General features: G+C 67.7%; 12 protein-coding genes and 1 pseudogene. 6 read left to right on the top strand and 7 right to left on the bottom strand.

Going from position 1 to position 13,678, the window contains the following annotated elements; all coding sequences use genetic code 11:
- Positions 1-403, bottom strand: a 403-nt coding sequence (locus tag ACIQ3R_RS08245) for an aminotransferase class III-fold pyridoxal phosphate-dependent enzyme (protein WP_397417224.1), incomplete at its 3' end; no start/stop codon positions are given.
- A 246-nt stretch (positions 404-649) separates the two neighbouring features.
- Here ACIQ3R_RS08245 and ACIQ3R_RS08240 point away from each other — a divergent pair.
- Positions 650-1,891, top strand: a complete 1,242-nt coding sequence (locus ACIQ3R_RS08240; RefSeq protein WP_397417222.1) for an LLM class flavin-dependent oxidoreductase — start codon at positions 650-652, stop codon at positions 1,889-1,891.
- Between the two features lie 68 nt (positions 1,892-1,959).
- On the opposite strand, the gene ACIQ3R_RS08235 is transcribed toward ACIQ3R_RS08240, so the two are convergent.
- Positions 1,960-2,643 carry a protein tyrosine phosphatase gene (locus ACIQ3R_RS08235; RefSeq protein WP_397417226.1) on the bottom strand — a complete coding sequence of 228 codons (684 nt, stop codon included), beginning with the start codon at positions 2,641-2,643 and terminating at the stop codon, positions 1,960-1,962.
- Between the two features lie 82 nt (positions 2,644-2,725).
- Here ACIQ3R_RS08235 and ACIQ3R_RS08230 point away from each other — a divergent pair, with 82 nt between their 5' ends.
- From ACIQ3R_RS08230 to lpxK, 5 genes are read left to right on the top strand one after another with little or no spacing between them, the layout of a single operon-like run.
- On the top strand, positions 2,726-4,501 hold the full coding sequence (locus ACIQ3R_RS08230; protein ID WP_397417219.1) for an ABC transporter ATP-binding protein: 1,776 nt from the start codon (positions 2,726-2,728) through the stop codon (positions 4,499-4,501).
- Positions 4,498-5,205 (top strand): lysophospholipid acyltransferase family protein, encoded by a 708-nt coding sequence (locus ACIQ3R_RS08225; protein WP_397417217.1) that lies wholly within the window; start codon positions 4,498-4,500, stop codon positions 5,203-5,205. The genes ACIQ3R_RS08230 and ACIQ3R_RS08225 overlap by 4 nt, the downstream gene beginning before the upstream one ends.
- 34 nt (positions 5,206-5,239) lie before the next feature.
- Entirely contained in the window at positions 5,240-6,196 is a 957-nt protein-coding gene (locus ACIQ3R_RS08220) for a cation diffusion facilitator family transporter (RefSeq protein ID WP_397417214.1), read from the top strand.
- A complete protein-coding gene (locus ACIQ3R_RS08215; RefSeq protein ID WP_397417212.1) occupies positions 6,193-7,437 on the top strand; it encodes a 3-deoxy-D-manno-octulosonic acid transferase in 1,245 nt (414 codons plus the stop codon). Before ACIQ3R_RS08220 ends, ACIQ3R_RS08215 begins: the two co-directional genes overlap by 4 nt.
- Positions 7,434-8,429, top strand: a complete 996-nt coding sequence (gene lpxK / locus ACIQ3R_RS08210; protein ID WP_397417210.1) for a tetraacyldisaccharide 4'-kinase — start codon at positions 7,434-7,436, stop codon at positions 8,427-8,429. Before ACIQ3R_RS08215 ends, lpxK begins: the two co-directional genes overlap by 4 nt.
- Here the strand turns inward: lpxK and ACIQ3R_RS08205 are convergent.
- The 5 genes and pseudogenes from ACIQ3R_RS08205 to ACIQ3R_RS08185 all read right to left on the bottom strand — a co-directional run.
- Positions 8,419-9,411, bottom strand: a complete 993-nt coding sequence (locus tag ACIQ3R_RS08205) for a fatty acid desaturase family protein (RefSeq protein ID WP_397417208.1) — start codon at positions 9,409-9,411, stop codon at positions 8,419-8,421. The two genes, lpxK and ACIQ3R_RS08205, sit on opposite strands and share 11 nt — an antisense overlap.
- Positions 9,411-9,986 carry a TetR/AcrR family transcriptional regulator C-terminal domain-containing protein gene (locus ACIQ3R_RS08200; protein WP_397417205.1) on the bottom strand — a complete coding sequence of 192 codons (576 nt, stop codon included), beginning with the start codon at positions 9,984-9,986 and terminating at the stop codon, positions 9,411-9,413. The genes ACIQ3R_RS08205 and ACIQ3R_RS08200 overlap by 1 nt, the downstream gene beginning before the upstream one ends.
- A 139-nt stretch (positions 9,987-10,125) precedes the next feature.
- A complete protein-coding gene (locus ACIQ3R_RS08195) occupies positions 10,126-12,012 on the bottom strand; it encodes a tetratricopeptide repeat protein (protein ID WP_397417203.1) in 1,887 nt (628 codons plus the stop codon).
- Positions 12,009-12,110: pseudogene (locus tag ACIQ3R_RS08190) on the bottom strand (PEPxxWA-CTERM sorting domain-containing protein); the annotation flags it as partial. The pseudogene ACIQ3R_RS08190 and the gene ACIQ3R_RS08195, both read right to left, overlap by 4 nt.
- Positions 12,111-12,874: 764 nt before the next feature.
- On the bottom strand, positions 12,875-13,678 hold an 804-nt coding region (locus tag ACIQ3R_RS08185), incomplete at its 5' end, for a 4-hydroxyproline epimerase (protein ID WP_397417201.1).

Here is a 13,678-nt window from a genome sequence, read left to right as displayed (position 1 = left end):
GCGCCCGATGATAGGCGATGGCGATCTTCAGAGCGGTGTCCACCGACTCCGATCCGGAGTTGGTGAAAAAGACCCGATCCATCCCTGACGGAGCCAGTTTGGCGAGCCGCGTGGCGAAGTCGAAGGCCAGCGGATGGCTGACCTGGAAGGAGGGCGCGTAGTCCATCTCCATCAGCTGACGCTGGACCGCTGTGGCGATTTCCGGCCGCCCGTGCCCGGCGTTGACGCACCAGAGGGCGGCGATTCCATCCAGGATTTCGCGACCATCGTCGGAGCGGAAATAGAGCCCGCTGGCCGACACCACCATCCGGGGCGCCGCCTTGAACTGGCGGTTGGCCGTAAACGGCATCCAGTAGGCGGAAAGATCAGGCCGGTTCAGCAGGCTGGGCGCGGCGTCGTCCATGGGCGGGTCTCCTGGGCGCTAGACAATCAGGTTCGAAGGGCCCGCGCCAGTCGTGAGGGTCGCCATCGCATCACATCCTCGGGCGGCCCATGATCCTGCACCGTCATCCCTTGCGGATGACATGGCCATCCAGGCTTTGGGCGGCGACAGGACCCGCGCCGGCGTCCATCCATCTTTGGTTCTCTCCTTGGGTTCCCCTGCGTTTCCGTGGTTCGATGCGTCCAACGACATTCGGGAGGCCACCCCATGCGCTTCGGCGTCTTCTACGAGCACCAACTGCCCAGGCCCTGGAACCCCGGCGACGAAGCCAAACTGTTTCATGACGCGCTGGATCAGGTCGTGTTGGCTGACCGGCTGGGCTACGACTACGCATGGGAGGTGGAGCACCATTTCCTGGAGGAATACTCCCACTCCTCCGCGCCTGAGGTGTTCCTGGCCGCCTGCGCGGCGCTGACGACCAACATCCGGGTTGGCCACGGCATCCGCCAGGTGATCCCTCAGTACAACCACCCTGCCCGGGTGGCCGAGGCGCTCGCCACGCTCGACATCATCAGCCGGGGCCGACTCGATTTCGGCATCGGCGAGGGGGCGACGCGTCTGGAGCTCGGCGGTTTCGCCATTCCCGCCAGGGAGAAGCGGGCGCTGGCGCTGGAGGCGGCCGAGCAGATCGCCAACATGCTGGTGATGGACCCCTACCCTGGCTATGAGGGCCGGGCCTTCTCCATGCCCTGCCGCAACATTGTGCCGAAGCCCGTGCAGTCGCCGCACCCGCCCATGTGGATGGCCTGCACCAATCGCGACACGATCAAGGTGGCCGCGTCTATCGGCGTCGGCGCCCTGGCCTTCTCGTTCCTCGATCCGGAGGAGGCGAAGAGCTGGTCCGACATCTACTATGGCATCATCAAGTCGGACCAGTGCGTGCCCATCGGCCACAGCGTCAACGCCAACCTGGCCATGGTCTCCAACTTCTCGGTCCACCCTGATCGGGATGAGGCGATCCGACGCGGACAGGAGGGCTTCGAGTTCTTCTCCTACGCCATTAACGCTCTCGTGGCGCACGATGCTGTTCCCGGCCGCTCGACGTTGTTCGAAGACTTCCAGAAGAGCCGCGCCGCCTCGGACGAGGAGATCATCCGCGCGCGCAAGGCCGCCAAGGTCAACGCCAACGGGATCGGCACACCCGACGACATCCGCCAGCATATCCGCGGTTTCCAGGCCGCCGGGGTCGATCAGGTGATCTTCCTGCAGCAGGCCGGGCGCAACCGCCACGAACACATCCGGGAGTCGCTGGAGTTGTTCGCCGCTGAGGTGATGCCCGAATTCAAGGCCGGGGTCGCCGAGCGCGAAGCGAAGAAGGCCGCCGAGCTCGCGCCCTATATCGAGGCCGCTCTGGCGAGAAAACCCCGTATGCCGGCGCTGGCCGACCACGAAATCCCGGTTGTTCCCGCCAGCCGCGCCAAGGCCCAGGTCAACGAGGCCGTCGGCTAGGAAAATTCTCCTGTCCCTTCCGGGCCCCGCCACGGGGAAGCGAGCGACGGGTCCGGACCGACCCGTCGCTACTCCCGCCGCAGAATCCGCTCGGTCAGGGCGTTGCCCCACATGTCGGCGCGGAAGTCGGCCTTGATGGCGGCGGGGTCGTAGGCCGGGCTTTCCACCCACTCGATGAAACCGAGGCCCTTGGGCTCGCCCTCGTCCAGGTAGCGGGCGAAGGTGTAGTCGAGCACGCCGGTCTTGCCGTGGCGGATATGCAGATAGCGGAGCGAGAGCTGGTCCAGCGCCTCGCGAATCGAGAGGCCCTTCCGGAAGTGCATGTAGAACACGCTCATGATGCCCGCCCGGTCCGCGCCGGACTTGCAGTGCATAAGCGCCGGGTACTCGAGCTGCTCAAACAACGCCCGCGCGCCCAGCACCCGCTCGCGTGACGGAACCTCGCGCGAGGTGATGGTGAAGTTGACGAAGTTGAGACCGAGCCGCTCGCAGGCGTCCTTTTCGAGGGCATGGAAGCTGGCGTCGAATCCGCCACGCAGATTGACCACGGTCCGGATGCCCCGGGCCTTCCAGGCGGCGATCTGATGCGGCCAGGGCTGGTTCATCCGAAGCAGCTCGTCGGAGATCCAGTGGGCGTTGGAGAAGCCAAGCCGCAAATAGGCGTGGTCGTTCCACAGATAGTCGAGATAGGTCCGCAGGCGACCCGCCGGACTTGCCAGGTCGAAGCGGTTCGGGGGCGGCTCGGCGGACATCGGGCCTAGGTAAGCCGCGTCCGCGAGGAACGGAAGCCGCGCCGCCTTGACTTCGCCATGGCTTGGGCCGACCCCAAGGGCCATGAGCCTGCCCGACCCGCCGGAGATGCCTGCCCGCGCATTGATCGCGCGCGTGGCCCGGCTCTATCTGGCGCCCCGCTGGCTGGGCTGGGTCGCCGCCATGATCGCCGCCGTGGTGGTGGCCTGGGCCAGCGCCGAACTGGTGCGGTTGATCGAGCCGGCGACCAACGACCTGCTGGTGTTCAAGAAGCCGGGCGCGCTGCTGATCCTGCCGCTGACCATTGCGGCGGTGGCCGTGATCCGCACCGTCGCGCAGGTGATCCAGGCCTCCCTGGTCAACCGCATTGGCAACGCGGTAGTCGGGGATGTGCAGGTACAGCTGTTCGGCCGGCTGGTTCGCGCTGACCTCGCTCATCTGCGCAGCGCGCACTCCGGAACCCATGTCTCCCAGGTGCTCTATGACGCAGGCCTGATCCGCGAGGCGGCGACATCGGGGGTCATCAACTACACACAGAACCTGCTGATCTTCATCGGCGCGGCGGCGGTGATGGCGGCCAACGACTGGGTCATGGCGCTCCTGCTGGTGGGAGCCGCGCCGCTGGCGGCGCTGATCATGGGTCGGTTCGCCAAACGCACGACCAAGGCCGCCAAGGGGGCCATGGCCGAAACCTCGGCGCTGTCCTCTGCGATCATGGAAAGCCTCGACGGCGTTCGCGTGGTCAAGCTGGAGAACCGCGAGGCCTATGAGGAGGGCCGGGTGGCCGAGGTGGTCCGCCGCCGGCAGCGCCACCTGACAAAGGGCGCCAACGCCCGCGCGCGCGCTGCTCCGGCCACCGAGCTTTTGATGACGCTGATCATCGCCCTGGTGTTCGCCTACGCCGGCTGGCGGGCGACGGTTGGCGAGATGAACGCCGGCGCCTTCTTCTCCTTCATCGCCGCCATGACCATGGCCTCCCAGGCGCTGCGCCAGTTGGCCAACCTGCAGACCGTATTCGCCGAAGGTTTGGCCGCCGCCCGTCGACTGTTCGCGGCGTTGGATGTCGAGCCGGAGGTGCGCGAGCGCGCCGGCGCACGGGTGTTGCCGCGCGGTCGGGGCGAGATCCGCTTCGACGGCGTCGGTTTCGCCTATGAGGCCGATGGTCCGCCAGCGCTGGAGAGGATCGACCTCGTGGCTCGGCCGGGCGAGACCGTGGCCCTGGTCGGTCCCTCCGGAGGCGGCAAGAGCACGATCCTCAACCTGATCCCGCGCTTTTATGATGTGGGCGCGGGTCAGGTGACGCTCGACGGCCACGACGTGCGCGACGCCACCCTCGCCTCCCTGCGCGAGCAGATCGCGCTGGTCACCCAGGAGCCGTTCCTGTTCGACGACACGGTGGCCGCCAACATCGCCTATGCGCGACCCGAGGCGACACCTCCCGAGATCGAGGCCGCCGCCCGCGCCGCCGCCGCCCACGACTTCATCACAGCCATGCCCGAGGGCTACGACACCGAGGTGGGCGAGGGCGGGGCTCGATTGTCCGGCGGCCAGCGTCAGCGGATCGCCATTGCGCGCGCCTTCCTCAAGGATGCGCCCGTCCTGCTGCTGGACGAGGCGACCAGCGCACTCGACGCTGAGAGCGAGGCCCAGATCCAGCAGGCGCTGGGTCGGCTGATGGCCGGAAGGACGACGGTGCTGATCGCCCATCGCCTTTCAACCGTGCGCGGCGCCGACCGCATCTATGTGATCGACCGGGGCCGGGTGCGGGAAAGCGGCGACCATGAAGCGCTGATGGCCCAAGGGGGACTCTATGCGCGCCTGGCCGGGGCGCAGGACCTGGAGACGGAGACCACCGCTTGAAGGGGCTGCTGCGAAGCGCCGCGGTGCAGTCGGCGCTGGGGTGGCTGCTGGGCGTCTATCTGCGGCTGATCCTGCGCACGGTGCGCTGGCGGCATGAGAATCTCAAGGCGATGGAGCCCCACCTCGCCGATCCGTCCCGGGGGGTGGTGGCGCTGCTCTGGCATGGCCGCATCCCGCTCAGCCTGGCGGTAGCGCCGCAGATGTGGCGCAAGCAGGCTAAGGTGCTGGTCTCGCCCTCGGCGGATGGCGAGTTCATCGCGCGCGCTCTGGCCCAATCGGGCTTTCCCTCGATCCGCGCATCTTCGGCCAAACCAGGCGATGCGGCCAAGATGCGCCAGGCGGTGGCGGCGATACGCGAGGCGACCGCATGGGTGGCCAGCGGCGGCGGCCTGGTCGTCACGCCGGATGGGCCGCGCGGCCCGAACGAGGTGATCGCGCCCGGGGCCTTGCAGATCGCGCGGCGCACGGGCGCCCCGGTGCTGCTGATGGGGATCGCGGCGCGGCCGTCGTTCAGGCTGCAACGCACCTGGGACCGTGTCATGTTCGGGCTACCGTTCGGGCGCGGCGCGGTGGTCTGGGATGGCCCGCTCTATGTGCCAGAGGACGCGGATGAAGCGCTCATCGCCAAACTGATCACCGAGGGGTCGGCCCGGCTTTCGGCCGCAACCCGGCGGGCGGAGGCCCTGGTGGGGTTGACCGGTTGATCGCGCCCCGCCCGGGTGAGACATAGGCTCCAGGATGGCGCCTTCCACGCACGACCACGCGCACGGCCACGACCATGCCCACCGGCATGGCGATCACCACGATCACTTCCATGCATCACCGAGCCTCGGCCGTGCATTCGCCGTGGGCGTTGCGCTCAACGGGGGTTTCGTCGCGGTCGAGGTCGCGGCCGGATTCTGGACCGGCTCGCTCGCCCTGCTGGCCGACGCCGGCCACAACCTATCCGACGTGCTCGCGCTGCTGCTGGCCTGGGGGGCGGCGGGTCTCGCGAGTCGGGCGCCCCGCGGGCGACACACCTACGGCCTGGGCAAGGCCACGGTGCTGGCCTCGCTCGCAAATGCGGTGCTCCTGCTGGTGGCGGTCGGCGCCATCGTCTCCGAAGCGGTCCGGCGCTTCGCGCAGCCGGCGCCGGTGGATGCGGGCGTGGTGATGGTCGTGGCGGGCCTCGGCATCGTGATCAATACCGCCACAGCCCTCATGTTTCTCAAGAGCCAGCACAGCGATCTCAACGCGCGCGGAGCCTTCCTTCACATGGCGGCCGACGCCGGGGTTTCTCTTGCAGTCGTGCTGGGCGCCCTGCTGATGTCCGTCACGGGCTTTCTGTGGATCGATCCGGCGCTGAGCATCGTGGTGGCGCTGGTGATCGTGATCGGTACTTGGGGCCTCCTGCGAGACTCCTTCGACCTCGCCGTCGACGCGGCGCCCCGCCGCATCGACGTGGCCGACGTGCGGCGCTGGCTCGCCACCCGCGACGGCGTGATCGCCGTGCACGACCTCCATGTCTGGGCGCTTTCGACCACCGCCACCGCCCTCACCGCCCACATTGTGCGGCCCGACAACCCCGACCCAGACGGGTTCCTGCAATCGGTCTCCGAAGGTCTCGCCCAAGAGTTTGGTATCGGCCACGCCACCTTGCAGGTGGAGACGGATCCCGACCACGCCTGCGCCAGCGCCTGCGATGAGGCGGCGTGAGCCGGACCCTGCCGCTCGCTCTCTATGCCGCGGCGACGGCGCTGGCCGCGCCGCTGGCCGGCGCGATCTTGCGGCGCCGCGCAAGGGCGGGTCGGGAGGATCCTGTGCGGTTGAGCGAACGCCTGGGCCGCAGCGGGTGCGTGCGACCGAAAGGCCGGCTGGTCTGGCTGCACGGCGTCAGCGTAGGAGAGACGGCGTCTCTTCTGCCCTTGGTTGATGCGCTGCGGGCGCGACGGCCCGACCTCCACCTGCTCGTCACCAGCGGCACCGTCACCTCCGCCGCCCAACTCGCCCAGCGCCTGCCGGACGGGGTGATCCATCAGTACGCGCCTGTAGACTCACCGGGCGCCGTCGCGCGTTTCCTCGACCATTGGCAGCCTGATGCGGGCATTTTTGTCGAGAGCGAGCTCTGGCCAAACCTGATCCTGGGCGCCGACCGTCGGAACGTGGCGCTGGGTCTCGTCTCGGCCCGCATCACCGCGGCCAGCGCCGGCGGCTGGGCCCGGGTTCCCCGCTCGGCCCGCGCCGTGCTGGGCGCTTTCGACCTCATCCTGCCGCAGGACCTAACCAGTGCAGATCGTCTATCGAGTCTCGGCGCGGGCGTCGGACCGATCCTCAACCTCAAGCGCCTGGGCGAGGCGTTGCCGTACGACGCGGCTGAACTCGAACACCTGCGCGCCGCCGTCGAGGGACGTCCGGTCGTACTGGCGGCCAGCACCCATCCGGGAGAGGAGGCGCTGATCGTACGGGCGACCCAGGCGGCCGCGCCTGAGGCCTTGCTGATCCTGGCTCCGCGCCATCCCGATCGCGGCCCTGAGTTGGCCGCGGCCTTCGCGGCCTCCCGTCGGGCGGCGGGCGAGGCGATGGTCGGCCCGGTCCACATCGCCGACACCCTGGGCGAGCTTGGCCTTTTCTACCGTCTGGCCGACATCGTGGTGATGGGCGGCGGTTTCCTGAGTGGTGTCGGCGGCCACAATCCCCTGGAGCCGGCGCGCATCGGTCGTCCGATCCTGACCGGGCCGGAAGTGTTCAACGCAGTGGATCTCTACGCGGAGCTCACGGCCCAGGCCGCCGTGATCGTCGCCCCCGATGAGGCGGCGCTGGCGCGCCACATCCGCGGACTGCTGGACAATCCGGTGATCGCGACCCGCATGGGCGCCGCCGGCCGCGCCTATGCCGCGCGCCAGGGCGAGACGCTGGAGAGCGCCTGGCGACGGATCGAACCGCTGCTGCCGACATGACAATCTCGACCCCCCGCTGGTGGTACACGCGCGAGCGGGCGCCGGGCTGGCGTATTCGCGCGCTGCTGACGCCCGTGTCGTGGATCTGGGCGGCGTTGACCGCGCGACGGATCGCGCGTGGTGTCGGCGTGAGGGTTGGCGTCCCGGTGATCTGCGTCGGCAACCTCACCATGGGCGGATCAGGCAAGACGCCGGTGGCGCGCGAGATCGCAAGGCGTCTCGGCGGCCATATCCTCTCGCGGGGCCATGGCGGGCGGTTGACGGGCCCACTGCGCGTTGACCCCGTCCGACACACCGCAGCCGACGTCGGCGACGAGCCGCGGATGCTGGCGCAAGATCTGCCCGTCTGGATCGCGCGCGACCGCCCGGCCGGGGCCCGCGCCGCTGTCGCCGGGGGCTCCCGTGTGATCGTGATGGACGACGGGCACCAGAATCCCAAACTCGCCAAGGCGCTCTCCTTGGTGGTGGTCGACGGCGAGACCCGGGACGATGCCTGGCCATTTGGAGATGGCCGCGTATTTCCGGCCGGGCCGATGCGCGAGCCGCTTAAGGCGGGTCTCGCCCGCGCCGACGCTGTGATCCTGCTGCTGCCGTCCGATCTCGACGCACCGGATCCCGCCTTGCTGGCGGTGTTCGGGGCTACGCCCGTGCTGATCGCGCGCCTAAAGCCCGATGCTCCGCCGCCGGTCGGACCCCAGGTGGGCTTCGCCGGCGTCGCCAAGCCCTGGAAAGTGGAACAGGCGTTGCGGGCCGCTGGCTGCGATCTGGCCGACTTCTGGCCTTTTCCCGATCACCACCCCTACGATGCGGCGATGATCCGCCGCCTTTTCGACCGCGCCGAGCAGTTCGACGCCGGGCTGGTCACCACCGAAAAGGATTGGGTCCGGCTGCCGGCCGAAACCCAGGCGAACATCACGCCTTGGAAGATCCGCGCCGTGTTTGATGACGAGGCCGCCCTTGATGCGCTCCTCGCCCGCGCCGTTACTGGATGAGCGCCCGCCGCACGCCGCGCGCCTCGGGCGTGGCGTTTCCGCCGGTGTCCTGGCTGGAGGGCAGCGACGCCGCCTGGCGCAGCACGTCGAGATAGCTGGGCGCTGTCAGCATCCCGCCCAGCACGCCCTTCTCCCGCATCAGTCGGTGCACACGGGGCAGGTTGTAGCAGGGCACATGCATGAACATGTGGTGCTCGCAGTGATAGTTCACCCAATAGGGGGCCAGGAAGATCCGCTCGACGGGGCTGGCGTGAGTGGTGCGCGCGTGGCGCAGCGGGTCGGGCTCGTCCTTCGCCACGCAGGCGTGCTCGGCGATGTTGCGCAGGCGCGTGATCATCGGAAGCCACGTCGCCTGCGGCGCCAGCCACAGCACAAACCATGCCCACCAGGCCCCGAGCGGCGCAGTTATCGCGAGGGTCACCACCATTCCGGTCAGGAACCGCTTCCGGGCCACCGCCGCGTCGCGCAGGATCGGCCACAGCGGCTCACCGGGCTTTCGTTCGCGGATGCGCCTCACGAGCCCCGACCACCGCTGCTTCCAGTAGGTCTGGCCGGTCAGGTCGCGGATCATCTTGCGCCGCAGCGACTTGGCCGAGATCGGGAAGGGCGCCGAAAGCCCCAGATCCGGGTCCTCCGCCTGCTGCGCGAACTTATGGTGGCCGAGGTGATAGTGACGATAGGAGACGAGTCCGCCCGGCGTCAGTTTGTCGCCCAGCCAGTCGTTGATTTTCAGGTTGGGATGCAGCGCCCCATGGCTGGCGTCATGCATCAGGATGCCCAGGCCCAACTGACGGGCGCCGATGATCATGATCGCCAGCGGGATTGTAACCGGCCAGATGATGGCCATCACGCCGGCCGCCAGGATCACGCCCCAGACGTGGACGAATAGCGCGGGGCCCTTCCATACCGATTTCTTCGAGATGGGAGCCCACTCTTCCGGGGTGAAATAGTCCTTTGCGGCGACACGGGCGGCGGCGGCCATCAGCGGTCTCCTTTGGAGGTTGCGACGCGGATGACCGGCGCCTGTCGCAGAAGTTGGGTCATTTCCTCGACCGCTTCGGCGTCGCTGGCCTCGGTCGCGCCTTCGCGCAGTGTCACGCCCAACGCCAGCGTCCAGAACCGACGGGCGGCGACGCCCGGGTCTTCCGCCCCTGACCAGCCCCGCCGTGCACGGGTCGCGGCATAGGCGCGATCGCCCTCGGCGTGCAGCCGCTCGAAGGTTCGTTCGATCAGTGGTGCAAGATCCTGCCGCCGGCGCGTCAACGAAAGCGCCTCGACAAACAGCGCCAGCCCCGGCGCGCCGATAACCGCTTCGACAAGCCGGCGGTTGTAGTCACTTCCCGAGGTCGCCCCATCAGCCGCCGCTTCCGCGCCCGCGGCCACATAGAGCACCTCGCGGCAGGCGGCCTCGACGAAGAGCGCCTCCTTGGTCCGGAAGTAATAGGTTACCTGGCTCGGAAACGCGCCAGCCGCATGGGCGATCTCGGCCACGGCCACGCCCGCCAGCCCTCGCGCTTTGAAAAGCGCCACCGCCGCGTCCAGCAGTCTTGACCTCATGCGCCGCCCGGTCTCCCGAACCGCCCGCGCCTCAGAAATCGCCTGCACCTTGGCCATGAAAAGAGTTGTATGATGTACAATAAAAGTGCGCAAGCGGGTCAGTCGGCAGCGTCCGGGGGCGGGATTTCGTGGAGCGCCGTCAGATCCGGGCGCAAATGTCCGCGCTGGTCCTATAAATGGCTTCGTCAGCCTTGAGCCGGCGCATCAATGCCAGTCCTTCAGCGCAGTCCGCACGAGCCTCCCCCAGACGTCGCGCGCGTTGCAGCACCTGCGCCCGCTGCACGAGCAGATCTCCGTGATTTACGTGCAACGTCTTGTAGCGGGCGTCGTAGTTGCGCTTCGCCTCATCCAGGCTCCGCAGGGCGGATCGGGTGTCGCCCAGCTGGGACTGGGCCAAGCCTAGGTAGCCCTGGATCGCGCCGATCTTGAAGTGCGGTCCGTTGTAGGCCTGCCTCAGGATCTCGATAGCGCGTGTGAAGTCCTGGATAGCCGGCGCCGGCTGGGCCTGAGCGTAAAGGATCTGCCCGCGCTGGGACAATGCATCGGCGATGATGGGGTTGTTGGGGTCGAGCACGTCTCCGAGGATGGAGATCGCCAGATCAATGTGAGCCTTGGCTTCCACAAATCGGCCTGCGTTGCGTTCATTGAACGCCAGCATGGACAGCGCCTGGCCCGTCATCCGGCTCCTCGGCCCGGTCGCGATCCGAGCGAGTTCGAGCCCCTTGAACATAGCCGCGCGGGCGCGATCGTCCTGACCCATGCTCGACAGGGCCACGCCGTAGTTCAGATAGACCCGGGCAAGTTTCCGCGGCTTCACGTCCTCGGCGCGAGCGTAGTCGTCCAATGCGGCCTGGAAAGCCTTCTCTGCGGCGCTGTAATTGGTCATCGAAAGCTCAATCTGGGCGCGCGTCTGGGCAAGATCCCCACGCAACTCCAGATGCTCACGCGGGTTCCGGCCGAGCAGCCCCTCGGCTTCCGCTACGGTGGCGAGACCGGCTTCAAAGTCTCCCTTGTTGCGGTAGGCGGTCGCCAGGGTCTGCAAAATGGGCGCACCTTCGGGTCCCAGGGCGCGCGCCAGCGGCATCACCGGTTCAAGCGCGATCCGGGCTTCGTCGAACAGTCCGAGATTGACGTAGGCTTCGCTGACGGTCCCGAGGAGGCGCAGACGGATCTCCGGTTGGTCGTTCAGCTCCATTTGCGCGCGTTCCGCGCTGCTCTTCAGGATTGAGAGCGCCGTAATCGTGCGTGGGTTCTCCGTCGCCGGGTTTGAGATCGCAAACGTGCCGACCAGAAAGCTGGAGGCCGCGCGCGCCGCCGCGCTTTCGCGCTCGGCCACCAATCGTTGACGGTTCGCCTCGAACGCCAATGCGCCTGTGACGGCCATGCCGGCCAATGACCCGGCCACGAGAAGGCCCGCGCGCCGGACCCTGCGCTGCGCCTCGCGCTGGACAAGCTGGTCCAGCGGCACCGCCGCGAGGCCGGCGATCAGCTTGAGCAAGGCGCCGCGGCGACCATCGCCTTCGCGCCGTGCATCCGCCGCGATCGGATGGGCGGGCGCGTCGCTCAGTTCATTGTCAGGCCCCAGCCTGAAGCGCAGCGCCGGCGGGAAGCACTCCTCTTCGGGCTTGCCCCGGTCGGTGGCCCCCGGGTCGCCCGCCAGGATCAGGGCCAGAACACCGGCCTCGCCGTGCATGCGCTTGAAGGTCAGGATCTCTTCATTGACCCAGAGCGAGCGGGCCGACTTGGGCGAGCACACCACGATCAGTCGAAGGGAGCGCGACAGTGCGGTCCGCAGCTCGTGACCAAGATCGCCGGAAGCAGGCAGTTCATCCCGATCCCGGAACAGCGGGATCAGCCGCCGAGGCGCCGGCCCCAGGGGCGTCGGTTGGCCGACGATCCGCTCGGGCAGGCGATAGGTTTCTATCGCCCGATGCAGCCACCTGACGGCCGCAGAATCGGCATGGCTGTAGCTGATGAAGGCCCGGTACCTTCGACCGGAGCCTTCATCCGGTGTTGGCCGGCTCAAGCCACCCTACGACGACGCGCCCGAAGTTGCGCCCCGACAACGCTGAAACCCCCGATCATGAGCGCCCAGGTGGCGGGCTCGGGGATAGCACCGCGCACTGCCAGGGAGTCCAGGGTCCAGGTGTAAGTAAACGGAGGGCCATTATCGATCTGCGGACCATCGCCACCTCCACAAGGTATGCCAGGGTCACAGAGCGGATTGTATGTCAGATTCCATAGCAATGCGACGCCACCGCCGAGATCGGTTAGCCCCGTTTCAAAAAACGAGGTCGCAGAGTCAATTCTAACCTGTGAGTTTATCTCAATAGAACCGGGGCTCATGTTCTCAAGATTATGACTAAAATGAGTCACATCGGCCGCGTTCAATTGATACAAAAGGCCAAGATGATCATAGTAACTCCAGGACACGAAGGTCCCGCCCAAAGGCACATAGTCCTTAAGAACGAGCGTGCCCCTTGCGTTACTCCCCGTCACGTCCTCGAACGTGAACGTGGCGACCGCAGCATTTGCGCTGGCGGCGAGACCCAGTGTCATCGACGCCGAAAGCGCAGCAAGGTTTATCCGCCTAATCATCAAACACTCCCAGGTTCACTGACGCCGATACAAACCCTGAGCGCAGGCCGTAGACTCCATTTACCCAACCCCGCGTTCGCAACCGTCACGGTAGGGAGCTTCGCAAGCACTCCCCTTTGAGAGCCTTGATATCACCAGAATAGGCATGCCGGGTCCAGATTCCCCGGATGGGCGATTCACGGAGCCCCTACACGCGTCAGGTGAGTAAAGCCCCGCCGCGCGCGCCTCGGGCCAAGTCGCACTGACAAACGTGGCGAGCAACCAAGGGCTTGGGCGCACGCCTTCGGCGTTCAGACCACCTGAAACCCATCCGGAAACGGCTCCTGGTCATCGATCCAGATCTCGTTGCGCCCGGTGGCGTAGGCCGAGCCCTGGATGGTCGGAATGATCGCCGGACGTCCGCCGACGGTGGTCTCGCCCGCGATCCGACCGACAAAGGTCGAGCCGATGTAGCTCTCATGCACGAAGTCCTGGCCCACCGGCAGGCGGCCCCGGTGATGCAGGTGCGCCAGCCGCGCCGAGGTGCCGGTGCCGCAGGGGCTGCGGTCGATGGCCCGCTCGCCATAGAAGACGGCGTTGCGGCCGTGAGCGCCGACGCCGCGCGGCGCGTCGGCCCAGAGGACGTGTGACACCCCACGGATCGCCGGGTCTTCCGGATGAACCGGCTCAACCTGAGCCCGGACCGCCGCCCTCACCAGCGGGCTCAGGGCCAACAGCCGCGCCGCGCCCAGATCATCGAGCCCGGAATAGCCGCCCTGCGGTTCAATGATGGCGTAGAAGTTGCCGCCATAGGCCACATCGACGGCCAGCGCGCCGAGTCCCGGAACCTCGATCGGCACGCCCTCGGCCGCCATGAAACTCGCCACATTGGTCAGCCGCACCCAAAGGACCTTGCCATCGCGCAGATCGTACTCAGCGCCGATCCGCCCGGCGGGAACATCCAGGATCAGGCGCCCCGGCGTCCGCGGCGCGATCAGCCCGGCCTCCAGCCCGAACGTGACCATGCCGATGGTCCCGTGGCCGCACATGGGCAGGCAGCCGCTGGTCTCGATGAACAGAATGCCCGCGTCAGCGTCAGGCGTATCCGGCGGATA

Source organism: Phenylobacterium sp. (assembly GCF_044371015.1).
Classification (GTDB): domain Bacteria; phylum Pseudomonadota; class Alphaproteobacteria; order Caulobacterales; family Caulobacteraceae; genus Phenylobacterium.
The sequence above is the reverse complement of the archived record's forward strand: the minus strand, read 5'-3'. Positions and strand labels throughout refer to the sequence as shown.

Bases quoted from the DNA above. Each gene is read 5' to 3' on its own strand.
- ACIQ3R_RS08240 (WP_397417222.1), top strand. From the start codon at position 650: ATGCGCTTCGGCGTCTTCTACGAGCACCAACTGCCCAGGCCCTGGAAC.
- ACIQ3R_RS08235 (WP_397417226.1), bottom strand. From the start codon at position 2,643: ATGTCCGCCGAGCCGCCCCCGAACCGCTTCGACCTGGCAAGTCCGGCG.
- ACIQ3R_RS08230 (WP_397417219.1), top strand. From the start codon at position 2,726: ATGAGCCTGCCCGACCCGCCGGAGATGCCTGCCCGCGCATTGATCGCG.
- ACIQ3R_RS08220 (WP_397417214.1), top strand. From the start codon at position 5,240: ATGGCGCCTTCCACGCACGACCACGCGCACGGCCACGACCATGCCCAC.
- lpxK (WP_397417210.1), top strand. From the start codon at position 7,434: ATGACAATCTCGACCCCCCGCTGGTGGTACACGCGCGAGCGGGCGCCG.
- ACIQ3R_RS08205 (WP_397417208.1), bottom strand. From the start codon at position 9,411: ATGGCCGCCGCCGCCCGTGTCGCCGCAAAGGACTATTTCACCCCGGAA.
- ACIQ3R_RS08200 (WP_397417205.1), bottom strand. From the start codon at position 9,986: ATGAGGTCAAGACTGCTGGACGCGGCGGTGGCGCTTTTCAAAGCGCGA.